This window comes from Acidovorax sp. 93, from assembly GCF_003633835.1.
Taxonomy (GTDB): domain Bacteria; phylum Pseudomonadota; class Gammaproteobacteria; order Burkholderiales; family Burkholderiaceae_C; genus Acidovorax; species Acidovorax facilis.
This window is the reverse complement of the sequence record NZ_RBIT01000001.1, coordinates 5,372,485-5,390,769: the sequence shown is the minus strand read 5'-3', so window position 1 is coordinate 5,390,769 and position 18,285 is coordinate 5,372,485. Positions and strand designations below refer to the sequence as shown.

The 18,285-nt window shown below is 65.2% G+C and carries 19 protein-coding genes; 11 read left to right on the top strand and 8 right to left on the bottom strand.

Going from position 1 to position 18,285, the window contains the following annotated elements; genetic code table 11:
* Positions 1-11 precede the first annotated feature (11 nt).
* The 3 genes from aroE to C8C93_RS25105 are packed head-to-tail and all read left to right on the top strand — an operon-like array spanning position 12 to position 1,985.
* Positions 12-860 (top strand): shikimate dehydrogenase, encoded by an 849-nt coding sequence (gene aroE, locus C8C93_RS24770; protein ID WP_121508586.1) that lies wholly within the window; start codon positions 12-14, stop codon positions 858-860.
* A gap of 29 nt (positions 861-889) precedes the next feature.
* The gene (mtgA, locus tag C8C93_RS24765) at positions 890-1,624 is read left to right on the top strand and encodes a monofunctional biosynthetic peptidoglycan transglycosylase (protein WP_055394917.1); all 735 of its coding nucleotides are present in this window, start codon (positions 890-892) and stop codon (positions 1,622-1,624) included.
* Between the two features lie 31 nt (positions 1,625-1,655).
* On the top strand, positions 1,656-1,985 hold the full coding sequence (locus C8C93_RS25105) for a hypothetical protein (protein WP_147433801.1): 330 nt from the start codon (positions 1,656-1,658) through the stop codon (positions 1,983-1,985).
* Positions 1,986-2,033: 48 nt separating this feature from the next.
* Here C8C93_RS25105 and C8C93_RS24760 read toward each other — a convergent pair whose 3' ends face one another.
* The gene (locus C8C93_RS24760; protein WP_233559565.1) at positions 2,034-3,533 is read right to left on the bottom strand and encodes a cytochrome P450; all 1,500 of its coding nucleotides are present in this window, start codon (positions 3,531-3,533) and stop codon (positions 2,034-2,036) included.
* 25 nt (positions 3,534-3,558) lie between these two features.
* On the opposite strand from C8C93_RS24760, the gene C8C93_RS24755 reads away from it, so the two are divergent.
* The 4 genes from C8C93_RS24755 (at position 3,559) to ruvC (ending at position 6,954) form a co-directional block, all read left to right on the top strand.
* Positions 3,559-4,470 (top strand): helix-turn-helix domain-containing protein, encoded by a 912-nt coding sequence (locus C8C93_RS24755; protein WP_233559564.1) that lies wholly within the window; start codon positions 3,559-3,561, stop codon positions 4,468-4,470.
* Positions 4,471-4,554: 84 nt separating this feature from the next.
* Positions 4,555-5,328: a 1-acyl-sn-glycerol-3-phosphate acyltransferase gene (locus C8C93_RS24750; protein ID WP_121508584.1), complete on the top strand. Its 774-nt coding sequence runs from the start codon at positions 4,555-4,557 to the stop codon at positions 5,326-5,328.
* Positions 5,329-5,330: 2 nt separating this feature from the next.
* Positions 5,331-6,323 (top strand): phosphatidate cytidylyltransferase, encoded by a 993-nt coding sequence (locus C8C93_RS24745; RefSeq protein ID WP_055395967.1) that lies wholly within the window; start codon positions 5,331-5,333, stop codon positions 6,321-6,323.
* A gap of 82 nt (positions 6,324-6,405) precedes the next feature.
* Positions 6,406-6,954: a crossover junction endodeoxyribonuclease RuvC gene (ruvC, locus tag C8C93_RS24740; RefSeq protein ID WP_055395965.1), complete on the top strand. Its 549-nt coding sequence runs from the start codon at positions 6,406-6,408 to the stop codon at positions 6,952-6,954.
* A 131-nt stretch (positions 6,955-7,085) separates the two neighbouring features.
* Here the strand turns inward: ruvC and C8C93_RS24735 are convergent, their stop codons facing one another.
* Together C8C93_RS24735 and C8C93_RS24730 are read right to left on the bottom strand one after the other, a co-directional pair.
* Positions 7,086-7,838, bottom strand: a complete 753-nt coding sequence (locus C8C93_RS24735) for a M48 family metallopeptidase (protein ID WP_121508583.1) — start codon at positions 7,836-7,838, stop codon at positions 7,086-7,088.
* Positions 7,839-8,195: 357 nt separating this feature from the next.
* A complete protein-coding gene (locus tag C8C93_RS24730) occupies positions 8,196-8,681 on the bottom strand; it encodes a CZB domain-containing protein (protein ID WP_121508582.1) in 486 nt (161 codons plus the stop codon).
* A gap of 203 nt (positions 8,682-8,884) precedes the next feature.
* On the opposite strand from C8C93_RS24730, the gene C8C93_RS24725 reads away from it, so the two are divergent.
* Positions 8,885-9,904: an LLM class flavin-dependent oxidoreductase gene (locus C8C93_RS24725; protein ID WP_121508581.1), complete on the top strand. Its 1,020-nt coding sequence runs from the start codon at positions 8,885-8,887 to the stop codon at positions 9,902-9,904.
* Between the two features lie 18 nt (positions 9,905-9,922).
* On the opposite strand, the gene C8C93_RS24720 is transcribed toward C8C93_RS24725, so the two are convergent.
* Positions 9,923-10,699 (bottom strand): hypothetical protein, encoded by a 777-nt coding sequence (locus tag C8C93_RS24720; RefSeq protein ID WP_147433800.1) that lies wholly within the window; start codon positions 10,697-10,699, stop codon positions 9,923-9,925.
* 217 nt (positions 10,700-10,916) lie between these two features.
* Positions 10,917-11,666, bottom strand: a complete 750-nt coding sequence (locus C8C93_RS24715) for an SDR family NAD(P)-dependent oxidoreductase (protein ID WP_055395971.1) — start codon at positions 11,664-11,666, stop codon at positions 10,917-10,919.
* A gap of 234 nt (positions 11,667-11,900) precedes the next feature.
* Here C8C93_RS24715 and gspF point away from each other — a divergent pair, with 234 nt between their 5' ends.
* The 3 genes from gspF (at position 11,901) to C8C93_RS24700 (ending at position 14,610) form a co-directional block, all read left to right on the top strand.
* Positions 11,901-13,133, top strand: a complete 1,233-nt coding sequence (gspF, locus tag C8C93_RS24710) for a type II secretion system inner membrane protein GspF (protein WP_121508579.1) — start codon at positions 11,901-11,903, stop codon at positions 13,131-13,133.
* Positions 13,134-13,137: 4 nt separating this feature from the next.
* Positions 13,138-14,070 carry a 5'-nucleotidase gene (locus tag C8C93_RS24705; RefSeq protein WP_121421141.1) on the top strand — a complete coding sequence of 311 codons (933 nt, stop codon included), beginning with the start codon at positions 13,138-13,140 and terminating at the stop codon, positions 14,068-14,070.
* Positions 14,071-14,250: 180 nt separating this feature from the next.
* Positions 14,251-14,610 (top strand): EF-hand domain-containing protein, encoded by a 360-nt coding sequence (locus tag C8C93_RS24700; RefSeq protein WP_121508976.1) that lies wholly within the window; start codon positions 14,251-14,253, stop codon positions 14,608-14,610.
* Positions 14,611-14,697: 87 nt separating this feature from the next.
* Here C8C93_RS24700 and C8C93_RS24695 read toward each other — a convergent pair whose 3' ends face one another.
* From C8C93_RS24695 to C8C93_RS24685, 3 genes are all read right to left on the bottom strand, one after another.
* Positions 14,698-15,129 carry a hypothetical protein gene (locus C8C93_RS24695; RefSeq protein WP_029414343.1) on the bottom strand — a complete coding sequence of 144 codons (432 nt, stop codon included), beginning with the start codon at positions 15,127-15,129 and terminating at the stop codon, positions 14,698-14,700.
* A 319-nt stretch (positions 15,130-15,448) separates the two neighbouring features.
* Positions 15,449-15,955, bottom strand: a complete 507-nt coding sequence (locus C8C93_RS24690; RefSeq protein ID WP_121508578.1) for a DUF1854 domain-containing protein — start codon at positions 15,953-15,955, stop codon at positions 15,449-15,451.
* Between the two features lie 23 nt (positions 15,956-15,978).
* Positions 15,979-18,285 carry an ABC transporter ATP-binding protein gene (locus C8C93_RS24685; protein WP_121508577.1) on the bottom strand — a complete coding sequence of 769 codons (2,307 nt, stop codon included), beginning with the start codon at positions 18,283-18,285 and terminating at the stop codon, positions 15,979-15,981.

Below are 18,285 nucleotides of genomic sequence, written 5' to 3'. Positions count from 1 at the left end.
ATTTTTTACCCATGAGCCAAGCCGCCGACCTGTACTGCGTGATGGGCAACCCGGTGGCGCACAGCCGCTCCCCCGCCATCCACGCCCGCTTTGCCGAACTGACGGGTGAGCACATCGCCTACGAACGCCGCCTGGTGCCCATGGATGGTTTTGCCCAGGGCGTGCGCGACTTTGTGGCCCAGGGTGGGCGCGGTTGCAACGTGACGGTGCCGTTCAAAACCGACGCACCACTTCTCGCCACCGAATGCAGCGAGCGCGTGCAGCTGGCCGGTGCGGCCAACACCCTCACCTTCCGCGCCGACGGCAGCATCTATGCCGACAACACCGACGGCCTGGGCCTGGTGGCCGACATCACGCGCAACGCGGGTGTGTCGCTGGCGGGGCGCGATGTGCTGCTGGTGGGCGCCGGTGGCGCCGCTGCGGGCGTGCTGGGCCCGTTGTTGCTGGCAGGAGCCCGCCACATCACGGTGGCCAACCGCACGCTGGCCAGGGCGCAGGCCCTGGTGCAGTCGCACAGTGCGCTTGCATTGCTACAAAAATCAGAGCTTACTGCGCTTACTCCACAAGCGCTAGAGGCCAATTTTGATGTCATTATCAATGCCACGGCCAGCAGCCTGGCCGGTGCCGAAGTGCCGGTATCCGCCCGCGTGCTGCACCCCGGTTGCCTGGCCTACGACATGATGTATGGCCCCGCCGCGCAGGGTTTTCTGGATTGGGCCCGCCAGCACGGCGCCGTTCCGCGTGACGGCCTGGGCATGCTGGTCGAGCAAGCCGCCGAAGCCTTCTTGCTGTGGCGCGGCGTGCGCCCGCCGTCGGCCCAGGTGCTGCAGGAAATGCAGCAGGCCAACTCATCCAAATAACAACACCCCACACGAGGAGACACACCGCGATGAAAGCCGTGCTGCGCTGGCTGGGACTGGTGGTGCTCGCCTTCGTGGCGCTGCAGCTGTTCTTTGTGGTCCGTATCGCTGCCATGGTGGTCATCGACCCCGAATCCACCAGCTTTCAGCGCTCCGAGGCCTGGACGCTGCTCACCACCAAAGGCAACGTCCCCTGGCGCCAGCAGTGGATGCCCTACGCCAGCATCTCCGACCAGCTCAAGCGCGCCGTGATCGCCTCGGAAGACGATGGCTTTGTGAGCCACGACGGCGTGGACTGGAATGCCATCGAAAAAGCCTGGGAGCGCAACGCCAAGGCCGAGGCCCTGGCCAACAAGGCCCAGGCCCGTGCCCCCGACCGCCCCGTGCGCGCCCCCAAGATCCGGGGTGGCTCCACCATCACGCAGCAACTGGCCAAGAACCTGCTGCTATCCGGCGAACGCACGCTGCTGCGCAAGGGGCAGGAATTTGTACTCACGCTGCTGCTGGAGCAGCTGCTGAGCAAGCAGCGCATCCTGGAGATTTATCTGAACAGCGTGGAATGGGGCGAAGGCGTGTTCGGTGCCGAGGCGGCCGCGCAGCACTACTTCCGCAAAAGCGCCTCGCGCCTGAGCGCCACGGAAGCCGCGCGGCTGGCGGTGATGCTGCCTGCACCCAAGCGGTTTGAGAAGACACCGGGGTCGGCGTATCTGGCGGGAAGGACGCGGACGATTTTGGGTCGGATGGGGAGTGCGGAGCTGCCGTGAAGGATCCAGTGCTCAACGGAAGGATTTGCTGATGATATTCACGCGAGCCGAGCGTTGGGTGGCCGCCGCGAACATCGCACTGGTTGTTGTCTTTAGCGCCTGGAGCCTCGGGGTCGCCTATGGCGAGATTCCACTTTCAGCATGCTGTGGCGTTCCGAGCTATGTCGAGGCCGTGCTGGCAACACTGAACTTCCCTTCGTGGTTGCCCTCCGCACTTGCCGCGAAAGCTCTCTATGGTCAGGACTTCACCGCATTCGTTGCCTTCAAGCAACTGGTGTGGATCACCCTCTGCGGACCGCAATGGTGGGCCTACATTTCCATCTATCGGTTTTTGAGAAATCGGCGACGCTCCCCTCCGTAGCAGTACCTCGGCATCAGTCTGGGGAGCAAATTGCCAAGCTAAAAGCGTCTACCCCCTTCGCGCTAGTAGCAGCGTTACTGGTTCCTCCGGCCGTAAAGTCACCCGCAGCTTCGGCACACACACCGCCGCCCCCTCCGGCAACCGCAGCCGGTACCGCTGCAACAACATCGCCGCCAGCAGCGTCATCTCCAGCATCGCAAAGTGCTGCCCGATGCAGACGCGTGGCCCCACCCCAAACGGTATCCACGCGCCTTTGGGGATGGCCGGGGCGTCATCCAGAAAACGCTCCGGCACACAGCGGTCGGCCTGGGCAAACCAGCGTTCATCCCGGTGCAGCACCCAGGGCGTGATGCGCAGCATGGCGCCCTGGGGCACCTCCACGCCGCCCAGCGTGATGGGTGCGGTGGTGCGCCGGGTCATCAGCGCGGCAATGGGCGGGTACAGGCGCAGCGCCTCCTTGAGGGTTGCGGCCAGAAAGGGCAACCGGGCCAGGTGCTCGGGGCCGGGCGTCTGGCCCGGGGGCAGCACGCTGTCCACCTCGGCCTGTGCGCGTTGCGCAGCCTCGGGGTGTTCGGCCATCAGGCGGCTCCACCACAGCAGCGTGGTGGCGCTGGTCTCGTGCCCGGCCTGGAAGCTGACCATGCACTGGTCGAAAACCTCCTGCGGCGACAGCGGCTCGCCGGTGGATTCGTCGCGCAGCGCCAGCAGCATGTGCAGAAGGTCAGTGCGTGGCGGGGCGCCTGCTGAATCTGCCGCCTCCCGGCTGCGCGCACCGATGTGGCGCTGCACCAGCCCCTTGAGCGCCCTGAGCGCGCGCCGCTTGGCGGCCTTGCCGGGCAGGGGCAACCAGTCGGGCAGCGTGAAGGGCATGAACATTTCGCGGAAGGCTGTCTCCGACAGCGTCTGCGTGGCCCAGGCGGCATCGCGCGCGTCGGCCTGGGCCGATTCGCTGAACAGCGTGCGCAGGATCACATCCATGGCCACATCGGTCCAGAGCGTGTCCATGGGCACCAACGCTTCGGCCTGGCCAGCGGGCACGGCGGCGTCGAGTGCGCTGCGGGCGGCATCGGTCATGAGCTGCGCGTAGCCCGCCATGCGTTTGGGGGTAAAAGCAGGCATCAGCATGCGGCGCTGGCGCTGCCAGGTATCGCCCTCGGTCACCAGCACGCTCTGGCCGAACACCTGCTCGAACACGGCGATGCCGCGCTCCCAGCGGATCAGGTGGTCTGCGTGGGTGACCAGCGCCTCGCGCACGAGGTCGGGCGACAGGAGGTCCCAGGCATCTTCATTACCCAGGCGCATGCGGGTGAGGTCGCCATGGTCACGCTGCAGACGGGTGACGAAACCGAGGTAATCGGCCCGCATCTCCCACAGCAAGGGCAGGCCCCACCAGCGGCTGGGCGGGCCACCGGGCTCGGGGAGCCGGGCTGGCGCAAGCTGCGCAGAGGGGGAAGGTGTTGCGGGCTTCGATGGGGCAGTGGTGATGGCGTGGTTCATGGTGCGGATGGTGCGGTGCAGCAGCGGGCAGGTATTGAACGAATTCGACATCGCCCCTGGCCTACACTCGCGCCCCATGGCAACCCTGGTCCCACCTTCCGCACGGCATCCACAGGGGCTGATCCCCTCGGGCCAGCTGTGGCTTCCGCGCGCCAGCCTGTCGGCCTGCCTGCGCGGCACCATGGTGCGCAGCACACTCGGCTACACGCTCACGGATGCGCAACGCATCAACCGCTTTCCGGCCACACCCCTTTGCAGCCTGAGCTGGTGGTTTGAAGGCCGCAGCGAAGCCCTGGTGGCAGACCGCCCCGACGCCCTGCCCGGCCTGCACAGCCCGCGCGAGGCGTATCCCGGCCGCTGGGTGCTGGCGGGCCCCCAGACCCGGCCCAGCGCCAGCTATTGCGCAGCGCCCACCCACGCCATGATGGTGATGTTCATGCCCGACGCGCTGCACCAGCTCACCGGCCTGGAGCCTGAGGCGCTGACTGACCGTTTCGTGGATGCGCAAACCGTGCTGCCACCCGACTGGATCGCGATGTGCGAAGCCGTGCAGCACCAGCCGGGCGATGCCGCCCGCATGGACTGCCTGGAGGCGTTTCTGGAACCCCGCTGGCAAGCCTGCCGTCCCGCGCAGGCGCTGCAGGTGCAGCGCTACGGCGACTGGGCCATGCACCTCGCGCAGCGCGCCGCTGTATCGGCTCCAGGCCGCAGCCTGCGCCAGCTGGAGCGCCGCATCAAGCGCTGGGCCGGGCTGCCGCTGCGCGAGCTGCGCGGCTTTGGCAAGGCCGAGCAGGCGTTTTTCGACACCATCGCTTCGGACGCCGCGAAGGGCACCGTGAAATGGGCCGACGTGGCGGCAGGCGCGGGCTTCTCGGACCAGTCGCACCTGTGCCGCGTGACGCGGCGCATCACCGGCTATGCCCCACAGGCGCTGTACGACGGCATCTACGGCGACGAGGCGTTCTGGGCATATCGCATCTGGGTGTAGTGGCCAGGGTAGCTGCAGCCGCCCGGCTGCGGCACGCCACAGTACACGCCCGACAGGGCACACCCGCCACGTATCATCCCCGCCATGCTTGCCAAGTTGATGAGTTTCCTTCTGCTGGGGATCGTGCGGTTTCTGACCGGTTCCCAGGCCCGCTGGTACGGCTGCCCGCCCAAGGCCGAGCAGCGCATTTATTTCGCCAATCACCAGAGCCACGCCGACATGGTGCTGATCTGGGCGGCGCTGCCCGAAGAGCTGCGCAGCATCACGCGGCCCATTGCCGCCAAGGACTACTGGACCAAGACGCCGTTCCGCCAGTGGATCACCACCGCCGTGTTCAACGCCGTGTATGTAGACCGTCAGGCCACGCCTGCGCGGCCCCCGGCTCCCCTGGCGGCGGAGCCGGTGGGCGTGCTGGAGGCCCTGGCCACCGCCGCCAGCGACGCGGACACCGCCATGGCCGGCGGCCCCGATCCGTCGCCCGAAGCCCCGCCCCGCGCGCCCACCCCCGAGGAGCTGCGCGCAGCCCTGCCCGAGTCCGACCCGCTGGCCCCGCTGGTGCGTGCGCTGGAGAGCGGAGACTCCATCGTGATCTTTCCCGAAGGCACGCGCGGCCATGGCGACGAGCCGCAGCCGTTCAAGTCGGGCCTGTTCAAGCTGGCGCAGATGTTCCCGCAGGTGGTGCTGGTGCCCGCCTGGATCAACAACGTGCAGCGCGTGATGCCCAAGGGCGAAGTGGTGCCGGTGCCCATCCTGTGCTCAGTGACCTTTGGGGAGCCCGTGCAGCTGGAAGCAGGTGAAGAGCGTCGCCCATTCCTCGACCGGGCACGCCGTGCAGTCATTGCGCTCAGGGAAGTCTGAACATGAATAACTTCCTCCGCAATTTGACTGCCACCCAGCAGGTCGGTGCCCTGTTCCTGGTGATGTTTGGCATCCTGTCCGTCGTCACCATCTGGGCCTTCGTACGCAATCTGCGCGAACACGCCAGCGACGACCCTGAGTCCGAAGCCCGCATTCTCGAAGCCAAGCGTTTCTGGGGGCTGCTCAAAACATCCTGGATGATGGCTTCCGTCTTCTGGATTGGCTGGGTCCTGGGCGACACGGTAGCCACCGTGCTGTTTGCCATCGTGGGGTTTTTTGCGCTGCGCGAGTTCATCACGCTGTCGCCCACACGGCGTGGCGACCACCGCAGCCTGGTGCTGGCGTTTTTTGTGGTGCTGCCGCTGCAGTTCTGGATCGTGGGCAGCAAGCACTTTGACCTGTTCACGGTGTTCATCCCCGTCTACGTGTTCCTCGCCCTGCCCGTGGTGAGTGCGCTGGCCAACGACCCGCAGCGTTTTCTGGAGCGCAACGCCAAGCTGCAGTGGGGCATCATGGTCTGCGTGTACGGCATGAGCCACGTGCCCGCGCTGCTGCTGCTGGACTTTCCGGGCTACCGCGACAAGGGCGCGTTTCTGGTGTTTTTCCTGGTGTTTGTGGTGCAGACCTGCATGCTGGTGCAGCACCTGCTGGGGCGGCGCTTTCCGCACAAGCCCGTGGCGCCGCAGGTGAGCCAGAGTTTTCAGTGGACGAGCTGGCTGGCCGGTGTGGCGGCCGGGGGGCTGGCCGGCGGGCTGCTCACGTTCATCACCCCGTTCAAGCCCGGCCAGGCGCTCGGTATGGCGCTGCTGGCTTGCGTGGCGGGCAGCCTGGGGCACCTGGTGATGAAGGCCCTGAAGCGCGACCGGGGGATCACCAGCTGGGGCATGCAGGGCATGTCGGTCACCGGTGCGGGTGGCCTGCTCGACCGGGTGGACGCGCTGTGTTTTGCGGCGCCGGTGTTTTTCCATTCGGTGCGCTGGTACTTCGGTCTGTAAATGAACCGACCCAGAAGTTTTCAAGAAAATTGGCACCTAGCGCTTTACCAACAAGCGATAGCAGCTATCAAATAATGAGCAAATGCGCATCTTAGGCATCGACCCCGGCCTGCAGACCACCGGATTTGGCGTGGTAGACATGGACGGCCACAAGCTCAGCTACGTGGCCAGCGGCACCATCCGCACCACCACGCTGGCGCTGGGCGATCTGCCCGGGCGTCTGAAGATCCTGTTCGACGGCATCACCGAAGTGGCGGCCCGCTATGAACCCGATGTAGCCTCGGTCGAGATCGTGTTCGTCAACGTCAACCCCCAGTCCACCCTGCTGCTGGGCCAGGCACGGGGCGCCTGCATCACGGCCCTGGTGGCGAGCAATTTGCCGGTAGCCGAATACACGGCGCTGCAGATGAAAAAAGCCGTGGTCGGCCACGGCCGCGCCGCCAAGAGCCAGGTGCAGGAGATGGTGCGGCGCCTGCTCAGCCTGCCCGGCGTGCCAGGCACCGACGCGGCCGATGGCCTGGGCATGGCCATCACACATGCGCATGCGGGTGCTGCCATGGGGCGGCTGGGCGAAGCCGCGACGCTGAACCGGCGCCAGCACGCGATGTACAAGGGTGGGCGGAGTTACTGACCCCAGGCGAGCCAAAGCACCGCCGCGCGGATGGGCGCCCACGGCCGCGGGGATGTCGAAATGTGCGGACAAAAAAATACCGCGCCCGAAGACGCGGTACTGCCCCACCAGGCTTTAGCAACAGCGAAAGGTCAGGCCACCTGCGTCTTCATCCGGTCCGCCCGCTCCTTGGGTGACGGATGGGTAGACAAAAAGCTGGTCGAATCCCCGCCCGACATGGCGGCGAGTTTTTCCAGCGCAGTGACGCAAGCGGCGGGCTGGTATCGCTTGGCCTTCATGAAGCCCATGGCGTAGTCGTCAGCCTCGCGCTCGTTGCTTTGCGAATGCTGGGCGCGCACCACTTTCTCGAACAGGTCACCGAGCTGCGAGCTGGCAATGGCACCGGCCTTGCCGTTGCTCGACGCCACGGCATTGCGCAGCGCGCTGGTGCGCAGGGCGGTCTGGATGCGGGCCTTGGTGTGGCCGGCCTTGACGTGGCCGATCTCGTGGCCGATCACATAGCGCACTTCATCGTCGGTGAACTTGTCCATCAAACCCGAATACACCCGGATGGTGCCGTTGGCCATGGCAAAGGCGTTGATCTCCGGCGTGAGGTAGACCTTGAAGTTCATCTTGAGGCCGTCGTGGGTGCCCAGGCCCGAGGTGAGCTTCGTGAGGCGCTTGGCATAGGGGTTGCCTGCCGGGGCCACCTGGTTCTGGCTGTCCATATCGGCGGACATCTGGTCGAACGTGCTCTTGAGTTCCTCGTCCGACAGGCTCTCGGACTTGGCCAGGTCCTTGCCTGCATCCAGCATCTTGCCCAGGTCAAACTGCGCCCACACGGGCGATACGGCGCTCACGCCGGAAGCCAGGGTTACGAGCGTCAACAATTTACGGCGGTCCATGGGGTTCCCTCTCTGACGTGGTCAGCTTCTTGATTGGTCTTGAATCGATGGGTCGATTGTGTTTTTGCGCAACCAACTGCAAGCAATGGTTGGCGCGCGCCGAAGGATAGCCACGCCAACGGCGTTTCTCGCAGGCAGCCGTGTCTTCAGATGTAAGAACTGTGTGCCGATGCTGGCGGGCGGGCCGAAACGGTGGGGGCTGGGCGAGGTTGCGGGCGCCGGAAATCTTCGCAGAATTCAGAAAAAAATGGCCTTAGCGCTTGTGTCTAAAGCGTTTTAAGCTATCAAAAACAGAGCAACCATTCACACAGCGCCGACTGGCCCTGGCCGTGCCTGTGTACACCGCGCCCCAAGGTATCAGCGCCCCAGGCCCCGCTTGAGTTCCTTGAGCAGCAACAGCACCTGGTTGGACGCATGGCGGCAGCTGCTGTTGAGCAGTTGCACGGCCTTTTGCTGCTCGCCCGCCTGGAACGCAGTCACCACATCGGCCGCCTGCTGGTGAAAGTATTTGTGCCGGGCCACCAGCATGTCGAACGCGGGGTAATGCCCCAGCCGCACGCGCCCCGTGCCATAGAGCCATCGGCCCAGGTCGCAGCGGTCGTCCTGGCAGATGCGTTCGGGCCGCATCACTTCCTGCGAGCGGCTATTGACCATGTCCTGCAGCTGCAGGCGCCAGCGCTCATGGCTGGCAATGGCCGCGTCGATATCGATTTCGGTCATGAGCATGGAGGCGTACTCGGCGTCCAGCACCAATTCGCTGCCGTTGTCTTCCATGGCCCAGGTGGTGTCAGGGCTGGTGGGATCTTGCTCCCGGATCTTGAACAGACGACTGAAAAAACCCATGCTTGGTCCCTGTGGAGGCACCCCGTCCGCCAGCACCAGGAATGGTCCTGCCGGAAATGCCTTGAAACATTCTGTGGGGCGCGCGCGCTTTTGGCTACCAAAAAATGACCTCTTGGTAAAAACCGTGCGCGTCAACCCTTCTGGCCCTGCCAGCTCTGCCCCGGTAGCCAGCAGCAATGTGGCCAGGGCCAGACAATGTACGGATGACTTCCACTGCTCAACGCCCCGCCCTGTCCATGCTCGACCTCGTCGCCGTCCGGGAGGGCGGCACCGTAGCCGATGCGCTGCAGATTGCCCTGCGCACCGCGCAACATGCTGAAAAGCTGGGTTTTGCCCGCTACTGGCTGGCAGAGCACCACAACATGGCGGGCATTGCCAGCTCAGCCACCGCCGTGCTGGCGGGCCATATTGCCGGTGGTACCTCGCGCATCCGTGTGGGTTCTGGCGGCGTGATGCTGCCCAACCACGCGCCTCTGGTGGTGGCCGAGGCCTTCGGCACCCTGGCCGAGCTGTACCCGGGCCGCATCGACCTGGGACTAGGGCGCGCGCCGGGCACGGACCCCACCACCATGCGCGCACTGCGCCGCAGCCGGGTAGAGACAGCCGATGATTTTCCGCAGGACGTTGCAGAGTTGCAGCGCCTGCTGGCCCCGGCCGAACCAGGTCAGCGCCTGATTGCCATGCCCGGTGCGGGTACCAACGTGCCGATCTGGCTACTGGGCTCCAGCCTGTTTTCGGCGCAACTGGCGGCGGAGCGCGGGCTGCCGTATGCCTTTGCCTCGCACTTTGCCCCGCGCCTGCTGCACCAGGCCATTGACCTGTACCGCAACCTGTACCGGCCGTCCGCCGCCTGGCCCCAGCCCTATGTGGTGATCGGGGTGCCGCTGATTGCAGCCCCCACGGATGAAGAAGCGGAGTTTCTGGCCAGCAGCACCTACCAGCGGGTGCTGGGCATTCTGACCGGCGACCGGCGCCGCCTGCTGCCGCCCGTTGAGAACTACGCCGCGCAGCTGCAGCCCCAGGAGCGCGCCGCGATTGGCGACTTTCTGGCCGCTGCCGTGATCGGCGGGCCGGACACGGTGCGCGCGGGCCTTGCACAGCTCACCGAAGCCACCGGGGCCAATGAGCTGATGCTGGTAAGCGATGTCTACGACCCAGCACTGCGCCTGCGCTCGCTGGATGTTGCGGCACAGGCCCACGCCGAAGCGTGGGAAAGCCGCTGAGTGCCTTGATAAAAGAGCTTAGGTCTTCTGTCCGGTGTAGACGAAAGTTTCTGCCTTGCTCGCACTCTGCCCCATGATCACGATCGCTTGGGTGGTGTCGTTGTACAGAACAACGTGTTGAACAACCACGCCATCGCCCACGGGGCAGGTGGCTCCGCTGAAGGTGAGCGGCAAATCAAACACGTTCCGGCCGCTGGCGCGGGGCACCACGGTGCCGCGAACGGAGCAGCCCGGGTAGGAGGGAATCGACACCAATCCACCGGTGGAAATGGAAACCGACACCAGGGGCTCCCGCACCTGATTGCCAATGCCGGTGCCGGAATACGTACCCAGCAACTCGCTCACGACAGCAGGCTGCTCGTAGAGCACGCCATAGGTACCGGTGAACTTCACGCCCTTGGAATCCGTGACCTGCACCGAATCCCGCACCGCGTACTTGCCGCTATAGCTGACCGCCACCGTCGTCCGGCTGGCAAGGTTTGCCTCATCCACCACATTGAGATAGCGCCCGGTGCCAGAGACAACATCTGGGCCCGACGTCTGAACGGCGCCTTGCGATATGCCCACCACGGCGCCCACTGCATCGGTCAGGATGCTCCAGGATTCGCCGTTCTCCAGCACCACACCCTGCACATTCAGAGGGTCGGTGGTCGCCCCGGTCCACAGGCCTTCCACGCCGGTGACCACGGTCGCAGGAGGCTTTGGCGCAGGTGGCGCCACATCATCCCCGCCTCCGCCGCAAGCAGATAACACCAAAGCGGCAACCAGTCCTCCCAGGGCAGTCGTCTTATTCACTTTCTTCTCCTTTGTGAGTCAAATCTGGGGGGCTGCGCCATGGCGCGGCCCCAACTGCCGCATCTTAAGCGCAGGCACCGCAAGCGGCACAGGGCAAAATGGCATCCGGTGGCGGGCCGTCTCACCCACGCCACATCGGGTTCGAGGAGAACTTCATCAGAGGCAGCCACCCTTTCCAGCCATCCAGTTTCCATGGCTCCAACGCCGCGCCGGTGTTTTATCGCGCCAGGTAGCCGCCATCCACCGGGTAATACGCCCCGGTCACAAACGACGCCTTGCTGGACGCCAGCCAGGTCACCAGCTCGGCCACCTCTTCAGGTTGCCCCAGGCGGCCGATGGGGTGGGCGCCCACCAGCATCGCGTTGATGCCAGCATCCTGCTCCAGCCCGCTGATCATGGGCGTGTGGATAAAGGCAGGCCCGACGGCATTGATGCGCACGCCATGGGCGCTGTATTCAATCGCAGCCGCCTTGGTCAGCCCCACCACACCATGTTTGGCCGCGGTATAGGCCGGGGCGGTGGCAAAACCCACCGATCCCAGGATGGATGCCATGTTGATGATGGAGCCGCCGCCATTCTTGAGCATGGCTGCGATCTGGTATTTCATGCCGTAAAACACGCCGGAGAGGTTGATGTTGATGACCTGGGCCCAGCCATCCAGGGGGTAATCGGCCGTGGCCGCCTGCGGGCCGCCGATGCCCGCGTTGTTGCAGGCGATGTCCAGCCGGCCGTAGTGGGCCACGGTGCGGTTCACCAGCGCTTCGCAGTCCTCAGGCTTGCCCACATCGGCAGCCACAAAAATGGCATCGCCCCCGGCTGCGCGTACCAGCGCCGCCGTTTCCTCACCCGCCTGCACATTCACATCCGACACCACCACCTTGGCGCCTTCGCGCGCCCACACCAGCGCAATGGCACGCCCAATGCCCGACGATGCCCCGGTGACCAACGCAACCTTGTTCTTCAGCATGAAAGACTCCTTGTTCATTCAGAACACCTGCAACCCGATGCCACAGATCGCTTTTCATTCTGCGCGCCCAATGCGTCAGCGCCTTGACCTGGGTCATCCCGCTGGCAAGGGTACTGGCCCACAGCCATGGGCCTTGGGTACCGGCTACCATCAGGGGCTGCAAGGTTTTCGCCCGCATCAGCCTGTTGTGTGACCGCCTGATTTCCACGCCACCGCCATACCGCCCGCACCCGCATGCCTGCTTTTTCCTTTGAAGCCCTGGACGCCCAGGGCCAGACCCGCAAGGGCCTCATGGAGGCCGACACCGCCAAGGCCGCGCGCAGCCTGCTGCGAGCCCAGGCCCTGGTGCCCCTGGCGGTAGAGCTGGTGCAGACCGGCCAGTCGCTGGATGGCAGCTCGGCCAGCCTCAGCCAGCGCCTGTTCACACGGCCCGTTTTCAGCGCTACGGGCCTGTCGATCTGGACGCGGCAGATTGCCGGGCTCGTGTCTTCTGGCCTGCCGCTGGAGCGTGCCCTCACTGCCTTGTCGGAAGAAGCCGACGACGATCGCCAGCGCCACCTGGTGGCCGCGCTGCGTGCCGAGGTCAACGCGGGTGCCACCTTTGCCCGCGCGCTGTCGCAGCACCCCCGTGAGTTTTCCGACATCTACTGCGCCGTGATCGGCGCGGGCGAACACAGCGGCAACCTGGGCTTGGTGCTGGAGCGCCTGGCCGACGACCTGGAAGAACGCCAGGCGCTCAAGGCCAAGCTGGTGGGCGCTGCGCTGTACCCCGCCATCGTGACCATCGTGGCCATCGTGATCGTGCTCTTCCTCGTGGGCTACGTGGTGCCCCAGGTGGCCAGCGTGTTTGCGGGCACCAAGCGGGCGCTGCCGTTTCTGACCGTGGCCATGCTGGGCATCAGCGCTTTTGTACGCAGCTATGGCTGGATGATGCTGATTGCTTCTGTTTTGATCGCTTTTGGCACACGCTGGGCGCTGACCATCGGGCATATTCGCGAAAAATTCGATGCTGCCTGGCTCAACCTGCCGCTGGTGGGCAAGCTGGCGCGCGGCTACAACGCGGCGCGTTTTGCGGGCACCTTGGCCATGCTGGCGGGTGCGGGCGTACCCATCCTCAAGGCGCTGCAGGCCGCCGCCGAAACGCTGAACAACCGCGCCCTGCGCGCCGATGCACTCGAAGCGCTGGTGCTGGTGCGCGAAGGTGCGCCCCTGGCCTCGGCGCTGGCGCAGAAAAAGCGCTTCCCCGGCCTGCTGTCGATGTTTGCGCGCCTGGGCGAGCAGACGGGGCAACTGCCGGTGATGCTGCAGCGCGCCGCCAGGCAGCTTTCCACCGAGGTCCAGCGCCGCGCCATGGCGCTGGCAACCATCCTGGAGCCTTTGCTCATCGTGGGCATGGGCCTGATCGTGATGCTGATCGTGCTGGCCGTGCTGCTGCCCATCATCCAGCTCAACCAGTTCGTGAAGTGACTCTATGGCCGTGACCCTGGACGACAAGCTGGTGGTGGCGATCTCATCGCGGGCGCTGTTCAACTTCGAGGAGGAGAACCGCGTCTTCGAGCACGAGAGGGATGACCGCGCCTATGTGGACCTGCAGCGCCAGCGCCTGGACGTGCCTGCCGCACCCGGCGTGGCGTTCTCGCTGGTGCGCAAGCTGCTCGCCTTCAACACCTCGGAGCACCAGCGGGTGGAGGTGGTGCTGCTCTCGCGCAATGACCCGGTCAGTGGCATGCGCGTGTTTCGCTCCTGCAACGCCCATGGCCTGCCCACCATCCAGCGCGGCGTGTTCACCCAGGGGCGTGACCCGTTTCGCTACCTGCGACCGCTGGGCGCACACCTGTTCCTGTCTGCCAACGAGGCCGATGTGCGCGAGGCGCTGCACCTGGGCTACCCGGCCGCGCGAGTGATCACCGAATCGGTACAGGCAGGCGACGCCAACCCGCAGGAAGTGCGCATTGCCTTTGACGGCGACGCCGTGCTGTTCTCCGATGAGGCAGAGCGTGTGTACCAGGCCGAAGGCCTGGCCGCCTTCCAGCAGCACGAAACCGACAAGGCCGCCCTGCCCCTGCCCGATGGCCCGTTCAAGCCCCTGTTGGCGGCGCTGCACCGACTGCAATCCGCGGGAGAGGCCGGCGGCACCACCGGCATGCGCATCCGCACCGCACTGGTCACGGCGCGCAGCGCCCCGGCACACGAACGCGCGATCCGCACGCTGATGGACTGGAACATCGATGTGGACGAAGCCATGTTCCTGGGTGGCCTGCCCAAGGGCGAATTCCTGCGCGAATTCGAACCCGACTTTTTCTTCGACGACCAGACAGGCCATGTGACCTCAGCCGCCCGTCATGTGCCAGCCGGCCATGTGAACAGCGGTATCTCCAACCCCCTGCGCCCTGCTGGCGATTAACCCGGGGCCGGGCACGGACCCGCGTTCCTTCGAAAAGTTTTGCAATCCCCTGCAACTCCCGGTGAAAGCTGCAAGCCTTGGGTTGCATTCCGCCCACGCACGCCCAGCTGTGCCAACATCGTTGCCAGTCCACAGAAGGAGCCTGTTTTGCGCATCAGATTTTCCCTGGCCGCCTGCGTGATGAGCACCCTGGCGGCAGCCTTGGGCACCACTGCACTGGCCATGCCCCCTGCAACTGCGCCAGCGCCACCAGCCCCCGCCGCCAGCGCCCCCACTGAATCCCAGGCAGCCCTGACCAAAGGCGAAATCAAGGCCATGCGCGAGTTCAAGATGCTGGACTTCAATGGGGACGGCAAGCTCAGCCGCACCGAGGTCAAGCTCTTTCCCCGCCTGGCCGCCGCGTTCGACGATGCAGACACGGACAAGGATGGCTACGTGTCGTACGAGGAAGTGCGGGCCTTTGCCGCCAAGTACCGCGCGGAGCGGGATCAGCAGCGGGCGGCCCAGGCAGCGGCTCCCGCTTCATCGCCCCGGCCTTGAGGCCAGAATGGGGCAAAAATTGAATGAAATACGGCTCCAGCGCTTATCAGTTATGCGCAAACAGCTATAATTTTAGGAGCAAAATCCTCACAAGCCGCCAGTGCGCTTGATCTTGGGGTCGGAGTAGGTCAGAGGCTCGTTCTTGACCTGCTGGGCCATGCGCTCCTGCAGGGTCATCTTGTTGATGTCCTGCGCCACCTCCACCGCACTGCCACTGGCCCGCCACATCGACTGGATCAGCTCCAGCAGTTGTTTGTAGATCGGCTCCTTGGGGGGCTCGGGCGGTTCTTCCACGGTGTCTTTTTTCTTGACCTCGGTCCAGTCCCGGTTTGCTACATCGGGCGCGGAGGGCTTGTCGGGCTCGCGCACGATGGCGCCCTCGCCCAGCCGGTCCATGGATTCGACGGGATTGGATGCATTGATGGGCCGCACCGGCGGCGCGCCAGAGGCGCCAGTGGAATACAAATCAGCGCCCTGAGGACGCCAACTCGGCGATCGATCGACAGGTGGCATTTGCATGGCAGTGGCCCCAATGGTTGATGAATAGATATGCTCGAAGTGCAGAGGCTTTTTCGCCGTCTTCGTAATCTGTTACGGCAAAAAGAAGGGGAAATTTAGGTCTTTTTCACCGATTGGCACAAATTTAGGGTTTCCCCTAATCTTTGTCACCCTTTTGGGAGCATGCGGGGGCCGGATCGGCTCACAGCCGACCGATTGCACTCATTCCCGCACCGGGTCTGGAGCTACTGGCTTGCGGGGGGAGCGGGCACGGCAGGGCTTGGCACTGCCGTTGTGCCTTGCCGGTGGAGACACCGGGATGACCCCGTACAGGGTCAGATCAGAGAAAGCGTTCCAGCAGCCGGCGCGAATGCCGGTCCAGCGCCGTGGTGTCTTTGACGCGGAACTGCACGCCGTCGCCCCCGGCAATCAGCAAGCGGGTGCGTCCGCCCAAGCGGCGGATGTCTTCCTCGGCCTTGAGGACGAGGCTGGCAGGGCCCCGGTCCGTCTCCACCTGCCAGGTGCTGGGGGTGGAGAAGCTCGATACTGCAATGATTTTTTCGATAGTGGGCACAAACTCTCGCACTTCCAACTCTTCTTCGATGAGCTGGCGGGCGGGGGCTGGCAGCTGGTCCAGCCAGTCGATCCACAGCAGTTCGTGGCCGTCAGATCCGATCAGCGAGAGCCCTTCGGCGGGTGCCGCGATGGGGAAGGCCCGCACAGGCGTGACGCCCTCGTGGGCCGTGCCGTCGGCCAGGGTCAGAACCAGCCTGCCATGTGGATTGCGCGCCAAGGTGAAAGCGCCGGAGGCGGTGGACGGCGATTGCGGGAAGGAAGGGGTGTTCATGGCGTTTTCCTGCAGTGCAGTCGTCACGGGTTGCCCGCAGGGTGGGCGGGGTGCAGCAGGCTGCTGTCGATGATGACGCCGGCCGCCTGGGCGTCTTCTTCAGCACGGCGCGCCTGGGCTTCGTAGAGCCGCCAGTAGGCGCCCTGCTTTTCCATGAGTTCGTCGTGCGGCCCGACCTCCACCACTTCGCCCCGGTCCATCACTACCAAGCGGTCGGCTTTGCGCAGGGTGGACAGGCGGTGGGCGATGGCAATCGTGGTACGGCCCTGCACCAGGTTGTCGAGCGCCTTCTGGATTTCCTTCTCGGTCTCGGTGTCCACGGCCGAGGTGGCCTCGTCCAGGATCAGGATGCGCGGGTCGATCAGCAATGCGCGGGCAATGGAAATGCGCTGGCGCTCGCCGCCCGAGAGGCCCTGGCCGCGCTCACCCACCAGTGAGTCGTAGCCATGGGGCAAGCGCAGGATGAATTCATGGGCGTGCGCAGCGCGGGCCGCCGCCACGATCTCTTCGCGCGTGGCTTCGGGTTTGCCGTAGGCGATGTTCTCGGCAATGGTGCCGAAGAACAAGAAGGGCTCCTGCAGCACCAGGCCGATGTGGCGGCGGTAGTCGGCCACGGCAAAACGGCGGATGTCGATGCCGTCGACCTGGATGGAGCCGTCGCTCACGTCATAGAAACGGCTGATCAGGTTGACCAGCGTGCTCTTGCCTGAGCCGCTGTGGCCCACCAGGCCGATCATCTCGCCGGGGCGGATATCCAGATCCAGCCCCTTGATGACTGCGCGGCTGCCGTAGCGAAAGCCCACGCCCTGCATGGTGATCGCGCCCTGAACCTTGTCCGCCTTCACGGGTTGGGCCGGGTCGGGCACGTTGCTCACATGGTCCAGGATGTCGAAGATGCGCTTGGCGCCAGCGGCGGCCTTTTGCGTGACCGAGACAATGCGGCTCATTGAATCCAGCCGCCCGTAGAAACGGCCGATGTAGGCGATGAAGGCCGTGAGCACACCCACCGTGATCTGGTTGCGCGACACCAGCCAGATGCCGAAGCCCCACACCACCAGCAAGCCAATTTCAGTGAGCAGCGACACGGTGGGCGTGAACAGGCTCCAGGTCTTGTTGAGCTTGTCGTTGACTTCCAGGTTGTGTTGGTTGGCGTCTCGAAAACGCTGGGCTTCGCGCTTTTCTTGCGCAAAGGCTTTCACGACCCGGATGCCCGGGATGGTGTCGGCCAGCACGTTGGTCACTTCGGACCACACGCGGTCGATCTTTTCAAACCCGGTGCGCAGGCGGTCGCGCACGGTGTGGATCATCCAGCCAATGAAGGGCAGCGGCACCAGCGTGACCAGCGCCAGCCATGGGTTGATGGAGAACAGAATGGCCGCCGTCATCATGATCATGAGCACGTCGGTCACAAAATCCAGGGCGTGAAGGGACAGGAAGACGTTGATGCGGTCCGTCTCGGAGCCAATCCGCGCCATGAGGTCACCCGTGCGCTTGCCGCCAAAGTAGTCCAGCGACAGGCGCAGCAGGTGCTCGTAGGTGGTGGTGCGCAGGTCGGCGCCGATGCGCTCGGACACCAGCGCCAATATGTAAGTGCGCGCCCAGGAGAGGCCCCAGGCCGCCAGCGCCGACAGCAGCAGGCCGCTCAGGTACAGCAGCACCAGGCCGGGTTCGATCTGCTTGCCGTTCTGGAACGGGATCAGGATGTCATCCATCAGCGGGATGGTCAGATACGGCGGCACCAGGGTGGCGGCGGTGGACGCCAGCGTCAGCGCAAAACCGGCGGCCAGTTGCTTGCGGTAAGGCCGGGCAAAGCGCCACAGGCGCAGCAGCACCCAGGTGGAAGTTTGGGGCGGCTGGGCGCGGGCGCAGGCCGGGCATTCTTCGGTGTCGGGCGGCAGGGGCGTGTGGCAGGTGGGACAGGCGGGTTCGTCGGCCTCGTCCTCGGCGCCGTTGTCACCCCGGGCGCTTTGCTGCTCAAAACGCTGCAGCAGACGCAGGGCCTGGGCGTGGTGCGCCAGGGTAAAGCGCCACAGCGCCAAGCGCTCGCGAGGGCTGTGCAGCTCCAGCGAGCCCACACCGCCATGGTCCTGCAGCTTGAGCGCCAGGCCATCGCCCAGGGGCCAGCTGCGCCAGGCCGTGGTGCCCGCATCACAGGCCAGCAGCCGTTCAGACGTCACCACCACCCAGCCTGCCGCAAAGCGCAGCGCCGTGCTCAGGTCAACCTGAAGCGCTGCCAGTACGTTTTCCTTGGAAGCGAGCATGGCCCGCAAATCGGCCCCCAAAGGGCCAGAAAAGACACCCGAGGCGTCCACAGAATGGTGATGTTGCAT

Bases quoted from the DNA above. Each gene is read 5' to 3' on its own strand.
- aroE (WP_121508586.1), top strand. From the start codon at position 12: ATGAGCCAAGCCGCCGACCTGTACTGCGTGATGGGCAACCCGGTGGCG.
- mtgA (WP_055394917.1), top strand. From the start codon at position 890: ATGAAAGCCGTGCTGCGCTGGCTGGGACTGGTGGTGCTCGCCTTCGTG.
- C8C93_RS25105 (WP_147433801.1), top strand. From the start codon at position 1,656: ATGATATTCACGCGAGCCGAGCGTTGGGTGGCCGCCGCGAACATCGCA.
- C8C93_RS24760 (WP_233559565.1), bottom strand. From the start codon at position 3,533: ATGTCGAATTCGTTCAATACCTGCCCGCTGCTGCACCGCACCATCCGC.
- C8C93_RS24755 (WP_233559564.1), top strand. From the start codon at position 3,559: ATGGCAACCCTGGTCCCACCTTCCGCACGGCATCCACAGGGGCTGATC.
- C8C93_RS24750 (WP_121508584.1), top strand. From the start codon at position 4,555: ATGCTTGCCAAGTTGATGAGTTTCCTTCTGCTGGGGATCGTGCGGTTT.
- C8C93_RS24745 (WP_055395967.1), top strand. From the start codon at position 5,331: ATGAATAACTTCCTCCGCAATTTGACTGCCACCCAGCAGGTCGGTGCC.
- ruvC (WP_055395965.1), top strand. From the start codon at position 6,406: ATGCGCATCTTAGGCATCGACCCCGGCCTGCAGACCACCGGATTTGGC.
- C8C93_RS24735 (WP_121508583.1), bottom strand. From the start codon at position 7,838: ATGGACCGCCGTAAATTGTTGACGCTCGTAACCCTGGCTTCCGGCGTG.
- C8C93_RS24730 (WP_121508582.1), bottom strand. From the start codon at position 8,681: ATGGGTTTTTTCAGTCGTCTGTTCAAGATCCGGGAGCAAGATCCCACC.
- C8C93_RS24725 (WP_121508581.1), top strand. From the start codon at position 8,885: ATGACTTCCACTGCTCAACGCCCCGCCCTGTCCATGCTCGACCTCGTC.
- C8C93_RS24715 (WP_055395971.1), bottom strand. From the start codon at position 11,666: ATGCTGAAGAACAAGGTTGCGTTGGTCACCGGGGCATCGTCGGGCATT.
- gspF (WP_121508579.1), top strand. From the start codon at position 11,901: ATGCCTGCTTTTTCCTTTGAAGCCCTGGACGCCCAGGGCCAGACCCGC.
- C8C93_RS24705 (WP_121421141.1), top strand. From the start codon at position 13,138: ATGGCCGTGACCCTGGACGACAAGCTGGTGGTGGCGATCTCATCGCGG.
- C8C93_RS24700 (WP_121508976.1), top strand. From the start codon at position 14,251: ATGAGCACCCTGGCGGCAGCCTTGGGCACCACTGCACTGGCCATGCCC.
- C8C93_RS24695 (WP_029414343.1), bottom strand. From the start codon at position 15,129: ATGCAAATGCCACCTGTCGATCGATCGCCGAGTTGGCGTCCTCAGGGC.
- C8C93_RS24690 (WP_121508578.1), bottom strand. From the start codon at position 15,955: ATGAACACCCCTTCCTTCCCGCAATCGCCGTCCACCGCCTCCGGCGCT.
- C8C93_RS24685 (WP_121508577.1), bottom strand. From the start codon at position 18,285: ATGCAACATCACCATTCTGTGGACGCCTCGGGTGTCTTTTCTGGCCCT.